The organism is Streptomyces sp. NBC_01351, assembly GCF_036237315.1.
In the GTDB taxonomy this organism is placed as follows: domain Bacteria; phylum Actinomycetota; class Actinomycetes; order Streptomycetales; family Streptomycetaceae; genus Streptomyces.
In genome coordinates, this window is sequence record NZ_CP108356.1 from 2,390,800 (window position 1) to 2,414,167 (window position 23,368).

Annotated in this window: 17 protein-coding genes; 6 read left to right on the forward strand and 11 right to left on the reverse strand. The window is 72.7% G+C overall.

Annotated features, from left to right (window positions below; genetic code table 11):
- The first annotated feature begins 129 nt into the window (after positions 1–129).
- The 4 genes from OG625_RS10565 to OG625_RS10580 are packed head-to-tail and all read left to right on the forward strand — an operon-like array spanning position 130 to position 3,244.
- Complete coding sequence (locus OG625_RS10565) at positions 130–675, forward strand: hypothetical protein (protein ID WP_329378663.1); 546 nt, start codon at positions 130–132, stop codon at positions 673–675.
- The gene (locus OG625_RS10570) at positions 672–1,130 is read left to right on the forward strand and encodes a ferritin-like domain-containing protein (RefSeq protein ID WP_329378665.1); all 459 of its coding nucleotides are present in this window, start codon (positions 672–674) and stop codon (positions 1,128–1,130) included. The genes OG625_RS10565 and OG625_RS10570 overlap by 4 nt, the downstream gene beginning before the upstream one ends.
- Positions 1,131–1,146: 16 nt before the next feature.
- A complete protein-coding gene (locus OG625_RS10575; RefSeq protein WP_329378667.1) occupies positions 1,147–2,055 on the forward strand; it encodes an aminoglycoside phosphotransferase family protein in 909 nt (302 codons plus the stop codon).
- 55 nt (positions 2,056–2,110) lie between these two features.
- Positions 2,111–3,244, forward strand: a complete 1,134-nt coding sequence (locus tag OG625_RS10580) for a slipin family protein (protein WP_329378669.1) — start codon at positions 2,111–2,113, stop codon at positions 3,242–3,244.
- Positions 3,245–3,579: 335 nt separating this feature from the next.
- On the opposite strand, the gene OG625_RS10585 is transcribed toward OG625_RS10580, so the two are convergent.
- From OG625_RS10585 to OG625_RS10620, 8 genes are all read right to left on the reverse strand, one after another.
- Entirely contained in the window at positions 3,580–5,286 is a 1,707-nt protein-coding gene (locus OG625_RS10585; protein WP_329378671.1) for a proline--tRNA ligase, read from the reverse strand.
- 42 nt (positions 5,287–5,328) lie between these two features.
- A complete protein-coding gene (locus tag OG625_RS10590) occupies positions 5,329–5,871 on the reverse strand; it encodes a GNAT family N-acetyltransferase (protein WP_329378673.1) in 543 nt (180 codons plus the stop codon).
- 71 nt (positions 5,872–5,942) lie between these two features.
- A complete protein-coding gene (locus OG625_RS10595) occupies positions 5,943–6,788 on the reverse strand; it encodes a GNAT family N-acetyltransferase (protein WP_329378675.1) in 846 nt (281 codons plus the stop codon).
- 189 nt (positions 6,789–6,977) lie between these two features.
- A complete protein-coding gene (ispG, locus tag OG625_RS10600; protein ID WP_329378677.1) occupies positions 6,978–8,135 on the reverse strand; it encodes a flavodoxin-dependent (E)-4-hydroxy-3-methylbut-2-enyl-diphosphate synthase in 1,158 nt (385 codons plus the stop codon).
- Between the two features lie 176 nt (positions 8,136–8,311).
- Complete coding sequence (locus OG625_RS10605; protein ID WP_329378679.1) at positions 8,312–9,613, reverse strand: M50 family metallopeptidase; 1,302 nt, start codon at positions 9,611–9,613, stop codon at positions 8,312–8,314.
- The gene (gene dxr / locus OG625_RS10610; protein ID WP_329378681.1) at positions 9,610–10,863 is read right to left on the reverse strand and encodes a 1-deoxy-D-xylulose-5-phosphate reductoisomerase; all 1,254 of its coding nucleotides are present in this window, start codon (positions 10,861–10,863) and stop codon (positions 9,610–9,612) included. The genes OG625_RS10605 and dxr overlap by 4 nt, the downstream gene beginning before the upstream one ends.
- A gap of 20 nt (positions 10,864–10,883) precedes the next feature.
- A complete protein-coding gene (locus tag OG625_RS10615) occupies positions 10,884–12,212 on the reverse strand; it encodes a hypothetical protein (RefSeq protein WP_329378683.1) in 1,329 nt (442 codons plus the stop codon).
- Positions 12,213–12,307: 95 nt separating this feature from the next.
- The gene (locus tag OG625_RS10620) at positions 12,308–14,269 is read right to left on the reverse strand and encodes an acyl-CoA dehydrogenase family protein (protein ID WP_329378685.1); all 1,962 of its coding nucleotides are present in this window, start codon (positions 14,267–14,269) and stop codon (positions 12,308–12,310) included.
- A 257-nt stretch (positions 14,270–14,526) separates the two neighbouring features.
- Here OG625_RS10620 and OG625_RS10625 point away from each other — a divergent pair, with 257 nt between their 5' ends.
- Complete coding sequence (locus OG625_RS10625; protein ID WP_329378687.1) at positions 14,527–15,933, forward strand: hypothetical protein; 1,407 nt, start codon at positions 14,527–14,529, stop codon at positions 15,931–15,933.
- Positions 15,934–16,065: 132 nt separating this feature from the next.
- Here OG625_RS10625 and OG625_RS10630 read toward each other — a convergent pair whose 3' ends face one another.
- The 3 genes from OG625_RS10630 to OG625_RS10640 form a co-directional block, all read right to left on the reverse strand.
- The gene (locus OG625_RS10630) at positions 16,066–17,511 is read right to left on the reverse strand and encodes an aldehyde dehydrogenase family protein (RefSeq protein WP_329378689.1); all 1,446 of its coding nucleotides are present in this window, start codon (positions 17,509–17,511) and stop codon (positions 16,066–16,068) included.
- A gap of 165 nt (positions 17,512–17,676) precedes the next feature.
- Positions 17,677–19,257, reverse strand: a complete 1,581-nt coding sequence (locus OG625_RS10635; RefSeq protein ID WP_329378692.1) for a PucR family transcriptional regulator — start codon at positions 19,255–19,257, stop codon at positions 17,677–17,679.
- Positions 19,258–19,418: 161 nt separating this feature from the next.
- Complete coding sequence (locus OG625_RS10640; protein WP_329378694.1) at positions 19,419–21,752, reverse strand: ATP/GTP-binding protein; 2,334 nt, start codon at positions 21,750–21,752, stop codon at positions 19,419–19,421.
- Between the two features lie 236 nt (positions 21,753–21,988).
- Between OG625_RS10640 and gabT the strand changes: the two genes are divergently transcribed.
- Positions 21,989–23,335, forward strand: a complete 1,347-nt coding sequence (gabT, locus tag OG625_RS10645) for a 4-aminobutyrate--2-oxoglutarate transaminase (RefSeq protein ID WP_329378696.1) — start codon at positions 21,989–21,991, stop codon at positions 23,333–23,335.
- The last annotated feature ends 33 nt before the right edge of the window (positions 23,336–23,368 follow it).

Below are 23,368 nucleotides of genomic sequence, written 5' to 3' on the forward strand. Positions count from 1 at the left end.
TGTGGTTTCCGTCGTGTGTCAGGTCAAAGGGTATCCGGTCGCGGAGGGTGTTGCCGTCCGCCCTGTGGACGGGGGCCCCGGGTACCGTGATCACACCCTGCCCCGCCCATCACCCCCGAGGACGTCGCCGTGCCCTGGACCCTGCCTCTCAGGCCTTCGCGAAGGAGTCTGCTCGCCGGCGCCGCCGGTGCGGCGGGCGCCGCGCTGCTCACCGGGTGCTCCGCCGACACCCCGTCGCAGGAAGAAGCCGGCATTCCGCTCGAACGGCGGATGCGCGAGACGGCCGTTCGTGACAGTGAGCGACTGCTGGAACGTTACGACGCCACGCGCGCGGCCCATCCGGACCTGGCCGAGCGGCTCGCACCGCTGCGCGCGGCCGTCGCCGCGCACGCGGTGGCCCTGGCCCCGGCCGCCGCCGGCTCCCGCGCCCCGTCCCCCGCCGCCCCGTCGGGCGCCGTGGGGGCCGCAGCGCCCACGGCCAGCCCGGAGCCGGTGCCCCCGAAGCCCGCGGAGGCGCTGGCCGCCCTCGCGGGCGCGGAGCGCAAGCTGTCCGAGACCCGCACCAGCGACCTCTCCGGGGCGCCCGGGGAGCTGGCCCGGCTGCTCGCCTCGGTGGCCGCCTGCGGCGCCGTCCACGCCCACCTGCTGACCTCGACCCCCGGAGCCGCGTCGTGAGCGCCGAACCCTCCCCCGACGGGAACGCCCTGCTCGCCGCGCAGGCCGCGCTCGCCGCCGAGCACGCGGCGGCGTACGGCTACGGGGTGATCGGCGCGCGGACCGCCGGCGCCCGCGCGACCCAGGCCCGGGAGGCCTACGGCGCCCACCTCGCGCGCCGCGACGCGCTCGCCCGGACCGTGCGGGAGCTGGGCGGTGCGCCCCGGGCCGCGGAGGCCGCGTACGCCCTGCCGTTCGAGGTGCGCAGCGGCGCCGACGCCGAGCGGCTGGCCGCCGAGATCGAGGACCGGGTGGCCGGCGCGTACTCCGACCTGGTGCGGGCCTCGCAGGGCCCGCTGCGCCGTGCGGCGGCCGACGCGCTGAGCGCCGCGGCCGTGCGCGCGGCACGGTGGCGTGGTGTCGGCGTAGCCTTCCCTGGGCTCCCGGAACGATCGGATCGAGCCAAGCACAGCTGAAAGGGACCACGCACGCATGGCTTTCGAACCGCCGCAGCGGCTTGTGAGGGCGCTCGGCGAGATGCCGCAGACGGAGCAGGAGCAGGACGCGGACTGGCCGGCCCGGCTGCCCGAGCTCACCGCGGCCGCGCTGTCCCGGCGCGAGGTGCAGGCCCAGCGGGTGCAGGCCCCGGGCGGCCGGAGCAGTCTGGTCGTCCTCGTCCGGTACGCCGACGGCACCCCGGCCGCACTGAAACTGGCGCCCCCGCACGCCCGGCCCGACCTGGAGCTGGCCGCGCTGGCGCACTGGGGCGGGTTCGGGGCCGTACGGGTGCTCGACACGCGGCACCACGCGGAGGACGGGGCGCTGCTGCTGGAGCGGCTGCACGCGGAGGTGTCGCTGAGGTCGCTGCCCGAGGCGAAGGCGCTGCTGGAGGCCTGCGGCACGCTGCGCAGGCTGTGGGTGGCTCCGCCGGCCGGGCACGACTGGGAGACGGTGGCCGCGCGCACGGCGCGGCAGTCCGAGGCGCTGCGGGCGGCCCCGGCGGAGGTCCGGGAGCTGGCCGACACGGCGCTGGCGATGCGGGAGGAGCTCGTCGCCTTCCCGGCGGAGGAGCTGCTGCTGCACGGGAACTTCCGGCAGGGCAAGGTCCTCGCGGGCGATCGGGCGCCGTGGCTGACGGTGGGTCCCGAGCCGCTGGTCGGTGAGCGGGCGTACGACCTGGCGCGGCTGGTCCGGGACCGGCTGGAGGACCAGGTGGCCTCCTCGACGGGTGCGGCGGGCGCCCGGCGGCGGGTGCAGCGGCTGGCGGACGCCCTGGAGGTGGACCGGGAGCGGCTGCGGGGCTGGACGCTGTTCCGGGCGGTGGAATCGGGCAACCGCGCGCTGGCCGCGGGGCGGCACCGGGACGCGGAGCAGTTGCTGGAGTTCGCGGGCTGGTTGTAGGGCATACCGTACATACGAAGGTAGTTTTGTACGGCTTGTCCCGCAGGGGGCCGTCATGGTCGAAGAGCTGCTGACAGCGGTCATCGCCGCCGGTGTGGGCGTCGCGGTCTACGTGTGCGCGGCCGCCCGGGTGGTGAAGCAGTACGAGCGGGGACTGGTGTTCCGCTTTGGCCGGCTGCGCGACGAGATACGGCCGCCCGGCTTCACGGTGATCGTTCCGGGGGTCGACCGGCTCCGCAAGGTGAACATGCAGATCGTGACGCTGCCGGTGCCGGCGCAGGAGGGCATCACCCGGGACAACGTCACCGTGCGGGTGGACGCGGTCGTGTACTTCAAGGTCGTCGACCCGGCGAACGCGATCGTGGCGGTGGAGGACTACCGTTTCGCCGTCTCGCAGATGGCGCAGACCTCGCTCAGGTCGATCATCGGCAAGTCCGACTTGGACGACCTGCTGTCCAACCGGGAGATGCTCAACCAGGGCCTGGAGCTGATGATCGACAGCCCGGCGGTGGGGTGGGGCGTGCAGATCGACCGCGTCGAGATCAAGGACGTGTCGCTGCCGGAGACCATGAAGCGGTCGATGGCCCGGCAGGCGGAGGCGGACCGGGAGCGGCGGGCGCGCGTGATCAACGCGGACGCGGAGCTCCAGGCCTCGCACAAGCTCGCCGAGGCGGCGGCGGTGATGTCGGATCAGCCGGCGGCGTTGCAGCTGCGCCTGCTGCAGACGGTGGTGGCGGTGGCGGCGGAGAAGAACTCCACGCTGGTCCTCCCCTTCCCGGTGGAACTCCTCCGCTTCCTCGAACGAGCCGCCCCGACTCCGCCGCCGGTCCCTGGCCCGGAAAGCACCGCCCCGCCTGCGGCGATGCTCCCCGACGCGGAGGAAGCCGGCTCGCCTGCGGCGATACTTCCCGGCGCGGAGGACGTCGGCCCGCCCTCGGCGACGCTGCCCGACGCGGAGGATGCCGGCCCGCCTGCGGCGATACTCCCCGACGCGGAAGATGTCGGCCCACCTGAGGCGACACCGCCCGGCGCGGAGGGTGCCGGCTCGCCTGCGACGCTGCCCGACGCAGAGGATGTCGGCCCGGCGGCGGCGACAACGATCGACGCGGATGGCACTACCCCGCCTGTCGCGGCAGGCCCCGGCCCGGAGGGTATCGGCACGTCCCGGGCGGGCGGGGCGGCCGGGTAGCCGCTGCGCGGAGCCGTCCCCTACCCGCCCTTCCACCGTTCCCTGGGCTCCGCCCAGACCCGCGCCTCAAACGCCGGCGAGGCTGACATTGCCCTCCGGGCAATCCAGCCGCGCCAGGCGGACGGCATCAGCCGAAATCCAGCCCGTCCGGCGTTTGAGGACTGGGGGTCCCCCCGGACGGAGTCTGGGGGAGGGTCCGGGGCGGAGCCCCGGTCTCTCAGCCGCACCGGCGATCGGCGATTGAGCCGCACGGGTCGCCGAAGACCCAGCGCCGGGGCGGGGGCTGAGCCGGAACATCCAGCCCCGCCGGCGATTGAGGCGCGGACCCCGGGGCCCTAGGTCAGGCGGGACAGGGCTTCCGGCAAGGGGAGTTCCTCGCGGTGGCCCGTTTCACGGTGTTGGAGTTCGACCACCGACTCCGCGGACCGGCGGCCCGCCACCAGGATCCACGGGATTCCGATCAGCTCCGCGTCGGTGAGCTTCACGCCCGGGGACAGGCCGGGCCGGTCGTCCAGCAGGACCCGGAGCCCGGCGGCGGCAAGAGCCTCCGCCGCCCGCGAGGCCAGTTCCAGCTGGGCCGCCTTCCCCGCGGCCACCACGTGGACATCGGCCGGGGCCACCGCCGCCGGCCAGCACAGTCCGCGCTCGTCCGCCGACTGCTCGGCCAGCGCGGCCACCGCCCGGGAGACGCCGATGCCGTACGAGCCCATGGTGACCCGCACCGGCTTGCCCTCCCGGCCGAGGACGTCGAGGCCGAACGCGTCCGCGTACTTCCGGCCCAGTTGGAAGATGTGGCCGATCTCGATGGCCCGGTCGAGGCGGAGACCCGCGCCACAGGAGGGGCACGGGTCGCCCGGCTCCACGACCACCACGTCCAGGTACCGGTCCACCTCGAAGTCCCGCCCGCAGACCACGTTCCGGGCGTGGGTGTCGACCCGGTTGGCCCCCGTCACCCAGGCGGTGCCCGGCGCCACCCGCGGGTCCGCCAGGTAGCGGACCTTCTCCAGACCCTGCGGGCCCACGTAGCCGCGTACGAGATCGGGACGGTCGGCGAAGTCCTCGGCAGTGACGAGCTCGACCACCGCCGGGGCCAGGTGCTCGCCCAGCTTGCCGAGGTCCACTTCGCGGTTCCCCGGCACGCCCACGGCCACGATCTCGCCGTCGACCTTCACCAGGAGGTTCTTCAGCGTCGCCGAGGCGGGCACCCCGAGCTGCGCCGCCAGGGTTTCGATGGTCGGGGTGTCCGGAGTGTCCACCTCCTCCAGCGCGGGGTGCTCCCCGGCGGTCGGCGTCAGGGCGAAGGTGACGGCCTCCGTGTTCGCCGCGTAGTCGCAGGAGGGGCAGTCGACGAAGGTGTCCTCACCCGCAGCCGCCGGGGCCAGGAACTCCTCGGACGCCGAGCCGCCCATCGCCCCCGACACCGCCGACACGATCCGGTGGTCCAGGCCGAGGCGGGTGAAGATGCGGACGTACGCCTCGCGGTGCAGCCGGTAGGACTCTTCCAGGCCCTCGTCGGAGACGTCGAAGGAGTACGAGTCCTTCATCTGGAACTCGCGCCCGCGCAGCACCCCGGAGCGGGGCCGCGCCTCGTCCCGGTACTTGGTCTGGATCTGGTAGAGCATGACCGGCAGGTCCTTGTAGGACGTGCACTGGTCCTTGACCACGAGGGTGAAGATCTCCTCGTGGGTGGGGCCGAGCAGGTAGTCCGCGCCCTTGCGGTCCTTGAGCCGGAACAGCAGGTCGCCGTACTCCGACCAGCGCCCGCTGACCTCGTAGGGCTCTTTCGGCAGCAGCGCGGGGAGCAGCACTTCCTGGGCGCCGATGGCGTCCATCTCCTCGCGGACGATGCGCGAGACGTTGTCCAGGACCCGCTTGCCGAGCGGCAGCCAGCTCCACACCCCGGCCGAGCTGCGGCGGACGTAGCCGGCGCGGACCAGCATCCGGTGGCTGAGGGTCTCGGCGTCGGCCGGGTCCTCGCGGAGGGTCTTGGCCATGAGGCGTGACATGCGCTGCACGGGGTGCGTGCCGTGGTGTGTGGACATGTCGGGAGGCTACCGGCGGCTCCGCGGGCCCGGGAAACGACTTTACGGGCGCAGCAGGGGCAGTTCGGCGCCCATGACGGCGTACGGGAGGCCCGCGCTCGGGAAGTGGACCTGGCGGGCGAGGTCCTTGTAGCCGAGGGCCCGGTAGAGGCCGCGGGCGGGGCTCTCGGTGTCGATGGCGGAGAGGATCGAGCGCGGTTCGGCGGCGCCGTCGGTGATGCGGGTGATCAGCTCGCGGCCGACGCCGTGGCCCTGGAACCCGGGGTGGACGTGCAGTTCGGTGATCACGAAGGCGTCGTCGAGCCAGCCGTCGTGGCCGCCGGCCCGCAGGTAGGGCTCGACGATGCCGGACCACCAGTGGCCCCGGTCGTTGGGCATCCCGTAGACGAATCCGGTGAGCGCGCCGTCCTCGGTGAACGCGCCGAGCGCGCGGGCTCCGGGGCAGGTCATGTGGCGCTGGACGATGTAGCGCCGGATGCCGACCTCCTCCTCGCTGAGACCGAAGGCGACGGCCTGCACGCGCAGGGCCTCGTCCACGCGGGCGGCGAGGTCGAGGGGGCCGATGCGGAGTCCGGAAGGCAGCATGCGGCGACCTTACTGCGGGGTACTGAGGGGCCGGAATGCCGACCCCTCGGTCGCGGGCCGATTCGGGGCGTTCAGAAGAGCACGCTCATGAACGCGCCGATCTCGCGGAAGCCGACGCGCCGGTAGGCGGCCCGTGCGGCGGCGTTGAAGTCGTTCACGTACAGGCTGACCACGGGTGCGACGTCGCGCAGCGCGTAGTCGACGACGGCGGCCATGCCGGTCTCGGAGTGGCCGCGGCCACGGAATTCGGGGGCCACCCACACGCCCTGGATCTGGCAGGCCCTGGCGGTGGCGGCGCCGATCTCCGCCTTGAAGACGACCTTGCCGTCCTCGAGGCGGGCGAAGGAGCGGCCGCTGCCGACGAGCTCGGCGACACGGGCCTGGTAGAGCAGTCCGCCGTCGCCGGCCATCGGGGAGATGCCGACCTCCTCGGTGAACATGGCCACGCAGGCGGGCATGATCAGGTCCATCTCGTCCTTGCGGATCCGGCGGACCAGGGGGTCGGGGGCGACCGTGGTGGACGGCTGCTCGATGACCATGAGCGGCTGGTGGGAGCGGACGTCTCGGGCCGGCCCCCAGCTGGGTTCCAGGAGCTGCCACAGCAGCCGGGTGGCTTCGGCCGGGCCGACGATGGAGGAGCAGCGGCGGCCGGTGCGGCGGGCCCGTTCGGCGAAGGCGCGTACGGCGTCGGGTTCGGCGCAGACGGGGACCAGGTTGGCGCCGGCGTAGCAGAGGGAGCGGAGCTCTCCGTCGGTGTACCAGCCCCACATCTCGCCGCCCAGGCGCCAGGGGTCGAGTCCCGCGACCTGGACCCGGGAGGTGACGAAGGCGTTCTCCACCGGCTCGCGTCCGAGGACTTCGAGCGCGGCGTCGAGATCACTGGGTTCAAGGACCCGGGTGGTGGTCTGCGTCAACACTGGGGCCTCACCGTACAAGTCTGCTGATCTCCGCACTGTACCCGCCGAGGCCGTTGGACGCCTGGTCCCACGGGTCACGAAAGGGCCCCGGCCCCGCCCGCGAGCTGCGGGAACGGGGCCGGGGCCGAATCCTTGGAAGGCCTTGGACGAAGCCGCGGAGCCGTGGGGTCAGCGGCTGCCGCGAAGAGGTCAGACGCCGATGGCGACGGTGGGCTCGCCGCTCATCACGCCGTCCTTCTCCATCTGCTCGGCGATCTTCATCGCCTCTTCGATGAGGGTCTCCACGATCTTCGATTCGGGGACGGTCTTGATGACCTCGCCCTTCACGAAGATCTGGCCCTTGCCGTTGCCGGAGGCGACGCCGAGGTCGGCCTCGCGGGCCTCGCCGGGGCCGTTGACGACGCAGCCCATGACCGCGACGCGCAGCGGGACCTCCATGCCCTCCAGGCCCGCCGTGACCTCCTCGGCCAGCTTGTAGACGTCGACCTGGGCGCGCCCGCAGGACGGGCAGGAGACGATCTCCAGGCGGCGGGGCTTGAGGTTCAGCGACTCCAGGATCTGGATGCCGACCTTGATCTCCTCGACCGGCGGGGCCGAGAGGGAGACGCGGATGGTGTCGCCGATGCCCTCAGAGAGCAGCGCGCCGAAGGCGACGGCGGACTTGATGGTGCCCTGGAAGGCGGGGCCGGCCTCGGTGACGCCGAGGTGCAGCGGGTACGCGCACTGGGCGGCCAGCTGGCGGTAGGCGTTGACCATGACGACCGGGTCGTTGTGCTTGACCGAGATCTTGATGTCGCTGAAGCCGTGCTCCTCGAAGAGGGAGGCCTCCCACAGCGCGGACTCGACCAGCGCCTCGGGGGTGGCCTTGCCGTACTTCTTCAGCAGCCGGGCGTCGAGGGAGCCCGCGTTGACGCCGATCCGGATCGGGGTGCCCGCGTCGTTCGCGGCCTTCGCGATCTCCTTGACCTTGTCGTCGAACTGCTTGATGTTGCCCGGGTTCACGCGGACGGCGGCGCAGCCGGCGTCGATCGCGGCGAACACGTACTTGGGCTGGAAGTGGATGTCGGCGATGACCGGGATGTTCGACTTCTTCGCGATCACGGCGAGCGCGTCGGCGTCGTCCTGCGTCGGGCAGGCCACGCGGACGATGTCGCAGCCGGAGGCGGTGAGCTCCGCGATCTGCTGGAGGGTGGCGCCGACGTCGGAGGTACGGGTGGTGGTCATCGACTGCACCGAGATCTGTGCGTCACCGCCGACGGCCACGGAACCGACCTGGATCTTGCGGCTGACCCTGCGGTCGGCAAGCTTCGTCGGCACGGCCGGCATTCCGAGAGAGATGGCAGTCATCTGCTGTGCAACCCCAAGGTGTGGATCAAGGTCCCGAATTCGGCGGGCTCCAGCCTCCGAGATTACGCCAAACCCCGCGCGCCCCTCGCATCCGAGGGGGGTGTGGCACCCGAACGTAGGGAGCCGGGCACGGTCCGTGCCCGGCTCCCCGTTGGGTCGTGTACGCGCCCCGGCCGCTAGGTGATCTTGATGGGGTTGACCACGTCCGCCACCATCACCAGCAGCGTGAAGCAGATGAACACGCTGGCCACCACGTAGGCCACCGGCATCAGCTTCGCCACGTCGAACGGGCCGGGGTCGGGGCGCCTGAAGACCCGTGCCACGTTGCGCCGGACCGACTCCCACAAGGCGCCCGCGATGTGCCCGCCGTCGAGCGGGAGCAGCGGCAGCATGTTGAACAGGAACAGCGAGAGGTTGAAGGCGGCCAGCACCTGCAGGAAGATCACCAGGATGTGGGTGGCCGGGATGTCGAGGGTGAAGATCTCCCCGCTGACCCGCGCCGCGCCGACGACACCCATCGGGCTGTCCTGCTTGCGCTCTGCCCCGTTGAAGGCCGCGTTCCACAGGTCGGGAACCTTGGACGGCAGGTTGACCAGGGACTGCACGCCGTCCTGCATCATCCCGCCCATGTGGTCGACGGACTGGCCGAAGGACTGTGGAACGTAGCCGGTGGCCGGGGTGAAGCCGAGGAAGCCCGCGGTGACGTACTGGTCCTTGACGTACTTGCCGCTGCCGTCCGTCTTGGCGACCTTGTTCTCGATCAGGCTCGCCGCGAGGTCCACGCGTTCCCCGGCCCGCTCCACCGTGATCGTGGCGGGGCCGATGGTGGCGCGGATGTCCTTCTGCAGGGCGGACCAGTCGTCGACCTTGCGGCCGTTGAAGGCGACGATCTTGTCGCCGGGCTTCAGGCCCGCCGCGTGGGCCGGAGCGACCGGGTCCCCGGGGACGCACTTGTCGCGCTTGTCGCTCTGCTGGATGACGCAGGGCGAGACCGTTTCGACCGAGGTGGTCTGGGTGTTCAGCCCGAAGGCCATCAGGGTGGTGGTGAAGATGGCCACGGCCAGGACGAGGTTCATGAACGGGCCGGCGAACATCACGATCACGCGCTTCCACGGCTTGCGCGTGTAGAAGAGCCTCTTCTCGTCCCCGGGCTGGAGCTCCTCGTACGCGGCCGAGCGCGCGTCCTCGATCATCGACCGGAACGGCGAGGTGGAGCGGGCGGTGACCTTGCCGTCGTCGCCGGGCGGGAACATCCCGATCATGCGGATGTAGCCGCCCATCGGGATGGCCTTGATCCCGTACTCGGTCTCGCCCTTCTGCCGCGACCAGATGGTCGGGCCGAAGCCCACCATGTACTGCGGCACGCGGATGCCGAAGAGCTTGGCCGTGGAGAGGTGCCCCAGCTCGTGCCACGCGATGGAGACGAGCAGGCCGACCATGAAGACCACGATCCCGAGCACCGTCATCAGAAGTGTCATGCGCGCGCCTCCGCGGCGGCCCGAGCCGCCATCTCCCGCGCCCGGGCCCTGGCCCAGGCTTCCGCTTCAAGGACGTCCTGGACCGTCAGGGAAGTTCCCGACTCCGGCGTCCCGTGCTCATCGACCACGGCAGAGACCGTATCCATGATTGCTGTGAACGGCAGCCGACCGGCCAGGAACGCCTCCACGCACTCCTCGTTCGCCGCGTTGAAGACAGCCGGGGCGGTGCCGCCGAGGGTGCCCACGTGCCGGGCCAGGCCCACCGACGGGAAGGCCTCCGTGTCCAGCGGGAAGAACTCCCAGCTGGACGCCTTGGTCCAGTCGAAGGCGGGGGCCGCGTCCGGGATCCGCTGGGGCCAGCCGAGGCCGATCGCGATGGGACCGCGCATGTCGGGCGGGGTGGCCTGGGCGAGGGTCGAGCCGTCCGTGAACTCCACCATCGAGTGCACGTAGGACTGCGGGTGCACGACGACCTCGATGCGGTCGAAGGGGATGTCGTAGAGCAGGTGCGCCTCGATGACCTCCAGCCCCTTGTTGACCAGGGTCGCCGAGTTGATGGTGATGACCGGGCCCATCGCCCAGGTCGGGTGGGCGAGGGCGTCCTTGACGGTGACCCCGGCCAGTTCGGCGCGGGTGCGGCCGCGGAAGGGCCCGCCGGAGGCCGTGACGACGAGCTTGCGGACGTCGGCCCGGGTGCCGGCGGCGAGGGCCTGGAAGAGGGCCGCGTGCTCGGAGTCGACCGGGATGATCTGGCCGGGCTTCGCGAGGGCCTTGACCAGCGGGCCGCCGACGATCAGCGACTCCTTGTTGGCCAGGGCCAGGGTGCGGCCCGCCCGCAGCGCGGCGAGGGTGGGCGCGAGCCCGATGGAACCGGTGATGCCGTTGAGGACGGTGTGGCACTCGGAGGCGGCGAGTTCGGTCGCCGCGTCGGGTCCGGCCAGGATCTCCGGCAGCGGCTCGGCGGCCCCGTACTGGGCGCTCAGCGCTTCCTTGAGGGCCGGTACGACGTCCTCGCGCGCGACGGCCACCTTCTCGACCCGCAGCTGCCGGGCCTGCTCGGCCAGCAGCCCGACCCGCCCGCCGGCGGCGGACAGCGCGGTCACGCGGAACCGGTCGGGGTTGCGCAGGGCGAGGTCGATGGCCTGGGTGCCGATGGAGCCGGTGGACCCGAGGATGACGATGTCCCGGCGGCCGGCCGCGGGGTCGAAGAGGAGGTGCGGGTCGGCGAGGGGGGCTGGGCGGTCGCTCATGCCCCCATTGTTGCCGCAACTCAGGAGCGGCCGGACACGGAGCCCCCTTCGGTGACGCGCAGGAGAAGGTGCGGGAGCGTTCCGGCGAAGTCCGGGAGCGTGACGGCGACCCGCCACCAGGCGTCCGGGTCGGCGCCGAGGGCCAGCGCGAACAGCCGGTCGGCCTCGGCCCGGGCGGCGAGCACGGGGGCCGCCCAGTCGTGCCGGTCGGGGTGGTTCACGTCGCCCAGCCAGTGGTCCTCGTCCAGGGCCCAGCAGGCGGGCGCCTTGTGCCGGACGATGTCCTCGCCGGTGAGCAGCCCGCGGGCCAGGCAGTCCCGCACCCACCGGATGTCCTCCTCGACGGACTCCATGGGCACCGCGAGGCTCGCCAGGGCCAGTTCGCGTTCGACTCCCCCGACGGGCTCGGCGGCCTTCGGGGCCAGGGAGCGCACCGCCGTGACGAGCGCGGGGACGGGCGGCGCGTCGGCCGGCCCGTCGGCGGGCCCGTCGGCCGGCTCGGGCAGGGTGCCGCGCACGATGCGGGCCACGAGCACCGGCAGGGTGCCGGGGAAGGCGGGGGCGTGCCGGAGCAGTTCCGCCCAGAGCCGGGGGTCGTCCCGCAGGGGGCGCAGCGCGCGGGAGACGGCCGTGCGCATCCCCGTCCGTTCGGGCAGGGCCCAGCGCAGGCCCCTGGACTCGGGGAGGTGCGTGAGCAGCAGGGTGCGGCGCGCGGGGGCGACGTGGGCGACGAGCTCGTCGCAGGTGAGCAGGCCCATCCGGACGGCCCGGACGGCGGGCCGGTACCAGAGGTGTCCGTCCGTGGGCTGGGTGCCGGCGTCGAGCAGCGCCCGGCTGACGGGCCGGGGCAGGTCGCCGGCCAGCAGCAGGGCCTCGACCGCGGTCGGCGGCAGCGGGTCCCGGGCGTGCTCGGCGAGCAGCGTCCCGGAGTCGAGGGGGGCGTGCGGCATGCGCAGCAGGGTGAGGGGGGTCCGGAGCCGGCGGCCGTGCCGCCGCAGCAGCGCGATCAGCTCGTCGGCTTCGAGCGGCCCTGGGCCGGTCTGCCGCAGCAGCTCGGGCGGGGGCCCGGGGCGGGCCGCGTACCGCGCCGGTCCGGGGAGCCCGGGCAGGGGCCGTCCGACGACGTGGGGGTTGCGGGCGACGTACTGCCGGTCCTCCGCGCTGCCGTGGCGCAGCAGGAGGGTGACGGTGGAGGCCGACAGCCACTCGTCGCGGCACAGGTACTTGCGGGTCGGCGCGTCGAACCGGCCCATCAGGTCGGTGACGACGTGGTCCGGTGCGTGGCGCAGCAGGTGCGCCGCGCACCAGGCCAGTCGCCGGCTGGTGCGGTCTTCGTCGGCCGTCGGCATCGTTCTCTCCGCAGTGCCCGTGCTGGTGCGCGTACGGGCTTCCGTACACGCACTCATCCTCGTACGTCTGTCCGACGTCCGGCGATGATTGCAGGTCAGCGGATGGGACGGTGGACGTTTTTCCGGGTGGAGGGGCCGGGGGTGGCGTCCGCGATCCAGGGGCCGTCTCCGGACGGGTCGATGATCCCCTCCTCCAGCCAGGCGTAGGTCCCGGTGAGGACGCCCGCGACGACCTTGCGGTCGAGGTCGTCGGTGTTGGACCAGAGCCGGCCGAAGAGCTCCTCGACGCGCAGCCGGGACTGTTCGCAGAAGGCGTCGGCGAGCTGGTAGGCCTCGCGGCCGTGTTCTCCGGTGGCGCGCAGGTGCTCGGCGCGGACGCAGGCCGCGCTCATCGCGAAGAGTTCGGCGCCGATGTCGACAATGCGGCCGAGGAAGCCCTGTTTGGTCTCCATCCGGCCCTGCCAGCGGGACATCGCGTAGAAGGTGGAGCGGGCGAGTTTGCGGGAGCCGCGTTCCACGTAGCGCAGGTGGGTGGCGAGGTCGGGGTGGCCGGTGGGGTGGAAGGCCCGGTAGGTCCCGGGGACCTGGCCTGCGCCGGTGGCGAGCTTGGGCAGCCAGCGGGCGTAGAACCCGGCGGCGCGGGCGCCGGCCTTCGCCTTGTCGCCGAGCGCCTTCTCCGGGTCGATGAGGTCGCCCGCCACGGACAGGTGGGCGTCGACGGCCTCGCGGGCGATCAGCAGGTGCATGATCTCCGTCGAGCCCTCGAAGATCCGGTTGATGCGCAGGTCGCGGAGCATCTGTTCGGCGGGGACGGCGCGCTCGCCGCGGGCGGCCAGGGACTCGGCGGTCTCGAAGCCGCGGCCGCCGCGGATCTGGACCAGCTCGTCGGCCATCAGACAGGCCATCTCGGAGCCGTAGAGCTTCGCGAGGGCGGCCTCGATGCGGATGTCGTTGCGGTCCTCGTCGGCCATCTGGGAGGCGAGGTCGACGACCGCTTCGAGGGCGAAGGTGGTGGCGGCGATGAAGGAGATCTTCGCGCCGACGGCCTCGTGCTCGGCGACGGGCCGCCCCCACTGCTCGCGCTCCCCGGACCACTCGCGCGCGATCTTCAGGCACCACTTCCCGGCGCCGACGCACATCGCGGGCAGCGACAGCCGGCCGGTGTTCAGGGTGGTCAGCGCGATCTTGAGGCCGGCCCCCTCGGCGCCGATGCGCTGGGCGGCGTCCACCCTGACCTGATGGAAGCGGGTGACGCCGTTCTCCAGGCCGCGCAGGCCCATGAAGGCGTTGCGGTGCTCGACGGTGATGCCGGGCGAGTCGGCCTCGACGACGAAGGCGGTGATCCCTCCGCGGTGGCCCTCGCTCTTCGGGACCCGGGCCATGACGACGAGCAGGTCCGCGACGACCCCGTTGGTGGTCCACAGCTTCACGCCGTCGAGGACGTACGCGGCCTCCCCGTCCGGGACCGCCGTGGTGGCCAGGCGGGCCGGGTCGGAGCCGACGTCCGGCTCCGTGAGGAGGAAGGCGCTGATGGCGGTGGTGGCGCAGCGCGGCAGGTAGGCATCCTTCTGCTCCTGCGTGCCGAACATCTTCAGCGGCTGCGGCACGCCGATGGACTGGTGCGCGGAGAGCAGGGCGCCGATGGCCGGGCTGACGGAGCCGACGAGGGCGAGGGCCTTGTTGTAGTAGACCTGGGTCAGGCCGAGGCCCCCGTACTTGGGGTCGATCTTCATGCCGAGGGCGCCGAGCTCTTTGAGCCCGCGCACGGTCTCGTCGGGGATCTTCGCCTCGCGCTCGATGCGCGCTCCGTCGATGGAGGTTTCACAGAACTCCCGCAGCCGGGCCAGGAAGGCCTCGCCGCGCCGGACGTCCTCGTCGGCGGGGAGCGGGTGGGGGTGGATCAGGTCGAGCCGGAACCGTCCCAGGAACAGCTCCTTGGCGAAGCTGGGCTTGCGCCAGTCCTGTTCCCGGGCCGCTTCCGCGACCTGCCGTGCCTCGCGCTCGGTCACCTTGGGCGGTACTGGCCGTGCGGGCTGTGCGGGCTGTGTTGCGGACATGAGCGGGCTCACCTCTCCGCCGGAGTCGGTGGAACCGGCCTACCGGCCGGTGCTACCTGTGAGTCGTACCCGTTTCGGGCCGCGGGGAAAAGAAGCGCGGCCGCAGCCCCGCACAAGTCCCTGCGATGCGGCTCACACGGCACCCGCACGGTCAGGCTCTTTACCAGGGCATTAGTCTGAGCCTGTTCAAAACGATGTTGATCAGCCCCGGGGGGGATGCGCGCCGCGCACCTGGGGCTCATGAGGGGGAACCACACATGAAGTTCAGGCTCCAGCACATGGCTGTCGTGGCCGCCGCCGCGGTGGTCGGTCCGACCGTGCTCATGGCGACTCCGGCGATGGCCAACGAGGTGCAGAACCCGGCCGTCACCACTCCGGACGCCGAGCCGAAGGACGACACGGCTCCGGAGAGCGGGGAGCCGGTCACGCAGCCCGAGGCCGGGCAGCCGGAGGCCGGACAGCCCGCGCCCGAGCCTGGGCAGCCGGAGGCCGGACAGCCCGAGGCCGGACAGCCGCAGGCTCCGAAGGATGAGACGAAGCCCGGCGCCGCCGAAGAGCAGAACGCGGCGCAGGCTCCGTCAATGACGCTGACCGGGCTTCCCCAGGAGTTCAAGGCGGGCAGCGACTGGCGGGAGTTCTCCCTCCACGTCGACAACTCGGGCCGTGCGAAGGCCGACGACTACTCGCTCGAACTCGCCCTCTGGACCCTCGACACGCTCGCATGGGAGGCCGAGGACATCCAGACGGAGGTCTACGCCCCCAACGCCGCCGGCACCTGGGGCTGGCAGAAGATCGAGGCGTACGGCTCGGAAGAGGCGTACAGCTTCGCCGTCGCCGACGTCGACATCGAGGCGAACGAGGTCTTCGACCTCAAGCTCCGCATGAAGTTCGCCAAGGACACCCCCGCCAGCAAGTTCTCCCTGAGCACGACGGCCGAGGGCGGGTCCGCGGACCGCGTCCGCTACCTGTCCAAGGTGACCGCCGCCCCGAAGTCGGACCACGAGGGCCCCAAGGTGGCACTGAAGGGCCTCCCGGAAGCCGGCCTCACGGCCGGCGGCGCGTGGCAGCCCCTCACCCTGAACGTCGACAACACCGGCAACGAGGCGTTCGACCGGTACGGCTTCCGGGTCCTCTTCTTCAACTCCGGCGACTCCCTCAAGGCGAAGCAGGTGGAGTTCGAGGTCTGGGACGGCGCCAACTGGGTCGGGGTTGAGAACAACCCCGCCAACCACGGCTTCGTCATGGACTTCGAGCGCGCTGTCGGCAAGGACGCGAAGTTCGACATCCAGCTGCGGGTCAAGATCGCGCCGGACGCCCCGCTCGGCGAGGCCATCCTCGTCATCGACGCGAGCTACGACGACGACATCATGTCCAACCTGATCTACGTCGAGACGTCGATCCACGCCCCGGGCACCGACCCGGGCACCAACCCGGGCGGCGGGGGCGAGTCCGGCGGCGACACCGGTAACCAGCCCAAGCCCGACGGCGGTGCCGCCCCGATCGTCGACCAGGGCGCCGGTACCACCGCCGGCACCGGCGGTCAGCTCGCCGCCACCGGCTCCGACCCGGCCACCACGTGGGCCCTCGGCGGCGCCGGCGTGGCCCTCGCCATGGGCGCCGCGCTCGTCGCGGGCACCGGCAAGCGCCGCCGCCCCACCGCGTAAGCCCCGAATGCGAAACGCCCGTACGACACGTCGTCGTACGGGCGTTTCGGCGTTGCGGAGCGGGTGGAAAAGAAAGACGGCCGGAGCCCCCGCACAGTAGGCTCCGGCCGTCGGCTCTATGGCCGTACGAGATCAGATGTCGAGGCCGGTCAGGACCAGGACCCGCTCGTACGTGTAGTCGTCCATCGCGTAGCGGACGCCCTCGCGGCCCACGCCGGACTGCTTGACGCCGCCGTACGGCATCTGGTCGGCGCGGTAGGACGGCGCGTCGCCGATGATCACACCGCCGACCTCGAGCTCGCGGTGGGCGCGGAAGGCGACCTGGATGTCGCGGGTGAAGACGCCGGTCTGCAGGCCGAACTTCGAGTCGTTGACGGCGGCGAAGGCCTCGTCGGTGTTCTCGACCTTCAGCAGGGTCAGGACCGGGCCGAAGACCTCCTCGGTGGCGAGCTTCACGCCGTCCGGGACGTGCGCGATCACGGTGGGCTCGTACGAGGCACCCTCGCGCTTGCCGCCGGTGAGGAGCTTGGCTCCCGCGGACACGGCCTCGTCGACCCAGGACTCGACACGCTTGGCGGCGTCCTCGGAGACGAGGGGGCCGACGTCGGTGGCGGAGTCGGACGGGTCGCCGGTGACCTGCGCCTGGACCTTCGTGACGACCTTCTCGACGAGGCGGTCGTAGACGGAGGCGTCGGCGATCACGCGCTGCACGGAGATGCACGACTGGCCGGCCTGGTAGTTCGAGAAGGTCGCGATACGGGTCGCGGCCCAGTCGAGGTCGGCCTCGGAGGACCAGTCGTCCAGGACGACGGCCGCGGCGTTGCCGCCGAGCTCCAGGGTGCAGTGCTTGTGGGGCACCGACTGCTGGATGGCGTAACCGACGGTGTCGGAACCGGTGAAGGAGATGACGGGGAGGCGCTCGTCCTTGACCAGGGCCGGCATCTTGTCGTTCGCGACCGGCAGGACCGACCAGGAACCGGCCGGGAGGTCGGTCTCGGCGAGCAGCTCGCCCAGGATCAGCCCGGAGAGGGGCGTGGCCGGGGCGGGCTTGAGGATGATCGGCGCGCCGACGGCGATGGCGGGGGCCACCTTGTGGGCGCACAGGTTCAGCGGGAAGTTGAACGGCGCGATGCCGAGGACCGGACCCTTGACGAAGCGGCGGGTCAGGGCGAGACGGCCGACGCCACCGGCGTCGGTGTCGAGGCGCTGGGCGTCTCCGCCGTTGAAGCGGCGGGCCTCTTCGGCGGCGAAGCGGAACACGGACACCGCACGGCCGACCTCACCGCGGGCCCACTTGACGGGCTTGCCGTTCTCGGCGGAGATCAGCTGGGCGATCTCCTCGGTGCGCTCGGCGAGCCGCTTGGACACGTGGTCCAGGGCGGCGGCCCGTACGTGGGCGGGGGTCGCGGAGAACTCCGCCGTCACGGCGTACGCCGCGGCCACGGCCTCTTCGACCTGTGCGTCAGTGGGCACGCTGACGGTGCCGACGAGGCGTCCGTCCCACGGGGAGTGGACGTCGAAGCTGTCCTCGCCGGAGGCCTGGCGGCCGGCGAGCCAGAAGGCGTGGGTGGAAGTCATGCGAATCCCGGCCCTTCGGAGTGTGCGGTGGGGTCCTTGTCCCCTCCACCGTAGGACTCCGGCGGGGATTCGGCGTTTATCCCTCGTGGAGCGGCGGGCCGCCGGGCTTCGCCGCTTTGTCACTGTCGTCCCCGCGGGTCCCCTGCTGGGGGCCCGGACGGGAGGCTACGACGGGATCGAGGAGGCCTTGAGGGCGAGCCACAGTTCCATGCGGACGTCCGGGTCCTCCAGGGAGCGGCCGAGGATCTCCTCGACGCGCTTCATCCGGTAGCGCAGGGTGTGGCGGTGGACGCCGAGGTCGGCTGCGGCCGCGTCCCACTGGCCGTGCCGGGAGAGCCAGGCCTGGAGGGAGGCCACCAGGTCGCCCCGGCCCGTCGCGTCGTGTTCCCGCAGGGCCCGCAGCGTGCCGTCGGCGAAGGCCCGTACGGCGTCGTCGGCGAGCAGCGGCAGGACGGAGCCCGCCGCCATGTCCTCGTGCTCCACCAGGGGGCGCCCACGCCGGCGGGCCACCGCGAGGGCCTGGTCGGCCTGCTTCAATGCGGCCGCGACGTTGCCCGGTCCGGCCGGCGCGGACAGGCCGACCACCAGTTCGTCGGGCTCCGGCCCGCTCGTGTCCCGGCCGCGCCGGGCCTCCAGGGCCTCCGCGTGGTCCACGCACGCCTGCACGGCCGAACCCGTGTCGGCGGCCAGCACCACGAGCCGGCCCGGCTCGGGCACCACCAGCAGCGTCTCGCCCGTGCGGGCGGCCGCCGACTCCACCGCGTCGGCCAGCAGCGCCAGGCCCTCCGGCTGGGCCGTGCCGGGGAGTGCCGGTTCGGCCACGATCAGCCGGAAGGGGGCCTCCAACAGCGCCCCGTACAGGTCCCCGGCCACGGACCGCGCGTGCTCCGCCTCCCCGGCCAGCAGCATCCGCAGCACCGCCGCCCCGAGCCGGGACTCGGCGTCGTGCAGGGAGCGGGAGCGCTCGGTGGTGAGGGTGAGGAGGGCGACGGCGGAGTGCACGGCGTACCGCTCGGCCGTGCCCAGCGGCGCGGCGGTGCCCACGGCCAGGGCACCGCGCGCCCGCCGCCCGGTGCCCAGCGACTGGAGCTCGACGCGGTCCTCCGCGCCGCCGACCACCGCGCTGGCGGGCGCGGGCCGGTCCCGCAGCCGCTCCACGTCGGGGGTGAGGCGGGCGGCGCGGCGGGCGGCCCAGTCGGGGGCGGCCGCGACGACGGCGCCCGAAGTGTCGTAGAGCGCGGCCCAGCCGTGCACGTGCGCGGCCAGCTTCGTGAGCAGCTCGGCGGGCCCGTCGGCGGACAGCGCGGCCCGCGTCAGCTCGCGCTGCGCCTCGAAGCCGGCGGTGACGGCCCGGTACTGGTCCGCCGCGAGGGCCGCGGAGACGGCCTTGCTGATCGCTAGGAAGGGGGTCCGGCGGGGTACCTCCAGCAGCGGCATGTCCTCGGCCTTCGCGGCCTCGACCAGGGCCTCGGGGACCGCCTCGTAGTTGACCCCGATGGCGAATCCGATGCCGACGACCCCGGCCGCGCCGAGGCGGCGTACGTAGCGGAGCATCTCCTGCGGATCCTCCGCGTCCAGCTTCATCGCGGTGATCAGCAGCAGCTCACCGCCCTCCATGTAGGGGACGGGGTCGGCGAGCTCGCTGACGTGGGCCCAGCGCACGGGGGTGTCGAGTCGGGTCTCCCCCGCCCTGACGCTGAGTTTGAGCGCCGAGTGCTGGACGAGCGAGGCGAGGGTGAGCGGCATCGGTTACCAGGGGCCTTTGGCGGGAGGGGCGGCGGAGGGGGCTGAACGGCAGACTCACGGACAGAGGCGTACAGAGCACCAGAACGACCGCAGGGGCTTTTCGCCGTGCCGTATGAACGGCTCCCCTCGATTCTGCCACCTCGTACGGGTCCGGGCTCGGGTCAGGCCGATCCGGCCAGCCGCACCAGCAGCGGCGCCGCCCGTTCCCCGCGGACCGAGGTCAGCGAGAGCACGGCGGACCCCGGCGGCACGGCGTGCGCGAGGTCCGAGGCGGACCAGCGTTCGCGCTCCACCTGGCGCACGGTCACCGCGTCCGTGGTGACGGCCTTGCCGGTGACGAGCTTGCGGAAGGCGTGCACGGCCCGGGTCAGCGGCTGGTCGGCGAAGACGGTGCGGTGGGTGACGTCGCGGGTCTCCACCCACTCGGTGCCCCAGGCCTCGGCAAAGCGCTTGCCGTCCCAGGTGGTGACCCCGGAGAAGGCCATCCGGCAGCCGACCGCGCCGAGCAGCGGAGTGCGCAGCGCATCCGGTACGTCGTCCAGCGTGCGCAGCGTGAGCAGGACCCCGGCGTTCGCGGAGCGCAGCCGCTGTACGCCGCGCACGGTCTCCGGGGTCAGGGTGTGGGAGGCGTCGTCGAAGGCGAGGAAGGCGAAGAGGGAGCGGTCGGTGCGGGCGGCCGCGGCGGCGTTGAACTGGGCGAGCAGCAGCCGGGCCAGCATCCGGGAGGCGTCGGCGTGCCCGCGCTCGGGCAGGTCGACGCGGACCCGGATCGGGTGCTCCAGGGCGCGCATCGAGAAGGGCCGCCCCTGGCCGGTGGTGTCGAAGAAGCCTGCGAAGGCGGGCCGGTCCAGCAGTGCCACCCGGTCGGCGAGGGCCGGCCCGGGATCGCCGTGGGCCCCGTACTGGCGTTCCCGGGCGTCGAGCTCGCGGAGCATGGCGTGCGCGCCGGCGTCTTCCAGGGCACGGCGCAGCCCGGCGAGGGCGGGCTGCACCTGGTCGAGCAGCTCGCGCAGCTCGGACACGGCGGGGAAACGGCCGTACGCCGCCCGGAAGGGCCCGAGGAGCTGGGCGAGGGCGGTCGCGGCGCGGCGCACGTCGATCCCGGGGACGTCCCCGACGAAGGCCTCGGCGAGTAGCGTGGCGGCCTCGTCGGGGTCGGTGCTGCCGCCGTAGAGGTCGAGGTCGTAGACGGAGCCGGGGTCGCCGACGCGGACCACGACGTCGTAGGCCCCGTCCGGCCCGAGCTGCGCGCCGGCCGCCCCGACGGCGACGACGGCCGCCTGGCCGGCGAGCGCCTGCAGCGCGAGCGACTCGACGACGGGCCGCACGAGCCGCCCCGTCTTCCCGGCCCCGGAGGGCCCGACGGCGAGCAGGGAGGTGCCGAGCACGTCGGGATCGAGGGCGAGGCCGGTGCCGCGGCGGGCGTAGGGGTTGCGCGGCTCGTCCTCGACGGTGCCGAGCCGCACCTGTCGCACGAGCAGATCGTGCCGGGCCGCCCTGACGGGCAGGTCCCGCGCCCCGGAGGGGTGGGCGCAGGCGGCGGCGCCGTTGTCCCGGACGGCGTCGGTGAAGGCCCGCAGCCGCGAGGGGTCGACCCGCACGGACTCCCAGGCCCGCCGGATCCGCGCGTAGTCCACGTCGTTCATCCGCCCGCCCCCGGCCTCGCCCTCCAGCCGGTCGGCGACTTCCCCGAGCCCGGCGGCCCGGACCTGCGGCCAGCGCGCGGGGTCGGCCCCGGAGGGTGCGGGCACCGGGGCGGTGGCGGCCTCGGGACGTCGGTCCGGGCCGGGTCTGCGGGCCAGCCGGGCGAAGAAGACGAGGACCGGCGCCAGGACCACCACGTACACGAGGACGGTGACCAGCCCCTGCACCCCTGTGCTCATCCCCCCGTAGGGCAGGTGGCCACCGACGAGATTGAGGACCGGCACGGTCCTGGTCCAGATCAGCATCACGACGAACAGCGCGCCGGCCGCTGCACCGAGCACCCTGGAACGCGGGCCACGGGCCGCGACGAGCCGTTCGAAGGCCAGACCCCAGGAGCCGAGGCGGCTGAACCACACCACCAGCGCCCCGGTGACGAGCAGCATGTACGCCTGCAGGGCAGCAGCACCCGAGCCGTTCTTCGGCGTGCCGTCCAGCTCCCACCAGTCGCGCGGGGTGAGGAGCTTCACCGGCAGGTCGGTGTACGGGATGTAGTTGTTGGTAATCAGGGACCAGACCAGCACGCACGCGAGGAAGGAGATGGCAGCCCCGCTGAGCAGTGACCGGTCGGTGGCGGTGTCCGCCTCGCTCCCCGTGCGAGGCACGTGGCCGAAGCGCCAGACGCCCGGTTCGGTCTGAGGGCGCGGGGTGCGCAGCCAGTCCGTGAGCGGGGCGGCGACGGCCGGCAAGTGCTGTGGCTTCGGCGGGGTCCCGAGGGGCGGCGGCGGGCCCGCCGGCCGGGGGACGTGACCCCGGCGGGTCGCCTGTCCGTCGTGCGTGTCCTCGGTGTCCATGAACCCCTGCCCCCTGCCAGTTCCGGTGCTGCGGCGCTCAATCTAGTGCCCGGCCCGCAACTGCCGCCCGTACCCGGTCATGATCCACAAGACACGCCCGCCGTCCCTCCTATGGCCGTCGCGGACAAGGACACGCAGGCATCACTCCCGAACGGAGCATGCAGGACCCCCTCTCCCGGGCCTAGCCTGCGGACAAAGACACAAGTGCGTCCGAAATCACCCCCAGGGAGCTCCCTATGACCGCTGTCCCGCAGGAGCGCAAGCTCGTCACCGCGATCCCCGGCCCCAAGTCGCAGGAGCTGCAGGCCCGCCGCCTTGAGACGGTGGCCGGCGGCGTGGGCTCCGTGCTCCCCGTCTTCACGGCCCGCGCGGGCGGCGGCATCATCGAGGACGTCGACGGCAACCGCCTGATCGACTTCGGCTCCGGCATCGCCGTGACCTCCGTCGGCGCCTCCGCCGAGGCCGTCGTGCGCCGTGCCTCCGCGCAGCTCGCGGACTTCACCCACACCTGTTTCATGGTCACGCCGTACGAGGGCTACGTCGAGGTCTGCGAGGCCCTCGCCGAGCTGACCCCGGGCACCCACGCGAAGAAGTCGGCGCTGTTCAACTCCGGCGCCGAGGCCGTCGAGAACGCCGTCAAGATCGCCCGCGCCTACACCAAGCGCCAGGCGGTCGTCGTGTTCGACCACGGCTACCACGGCCGTACGAACCTGACGATGGCGCTGACCTCGAAGAACATGCCGTACAAGCAGGGCTTCGGTCCGTTCGCCCCCGAGGTCTACCGCGTCCCGGTCGCCTACGGCTACCGCTGGCCCACCGGCGCCGAGAACTGCGGCCCCGAGGCCGCCGCCCAGGCGATCGACAACATCGTCAAGCAGATCGGCGCCGAGAACGTCGCCGCGATCATCATCGAGCCGCTCCTCGGCGAGGGCGGCTTCATCGAGCCGGCCAAGGGCTTCCTGCCGGCGATCGTGAAGTTCGCCAACGAGAACGGCATCGTCTTCGTCGCCGACGAGATCCAGTCCGGCTTCTGCCGCACCGGCCAGTGGTTCGCGTGCGAGGACGAGGGCATCGTCCCCGACCTGATCACCACCGCCAAGGGCATCGCGGGCGGTCTGCCGCTCGCCGCCGTGACCGGCCGCGCCGAGATCATGGACTCCGCCCACGCGGGTGGCCTGGGCGGCACCTACGGCGGCAACCCGGTGGCGTGCGCGGGTGCGCTCGGCTCCATCGAGACCATGAAGGAGCTCGACCTCAACGCCGCGGCGAAGAGGATCGAGTCCGTCATGAAGGCCCGCCTCTCCGCCATGCAGGAGAAGTACGAGATCATCGGCGACATCCGCGGCCGCGGCGCCATGATCGCGATCGAGCTCGTGAAGGACCCGGTCTCCAAGACCCCCTTCCCGGAGGCGGCCGCGTCGCTCGCCAAGGCCTGCCACGCCGAGGGCCTGCTCGTCCTCACCTGCGGCACCTACGGCAACGTGCTCCGCTTCCTCCCGCCGATCGTGATCGGCGAGGACCTGCTGAACGAGGGCCTGGACCTCATCGAGGCCGCGTTCGCCGGCATCGGCACGGAGATCTGATCGAACGGCTAGAACGTCCGATCGCAGCACCCG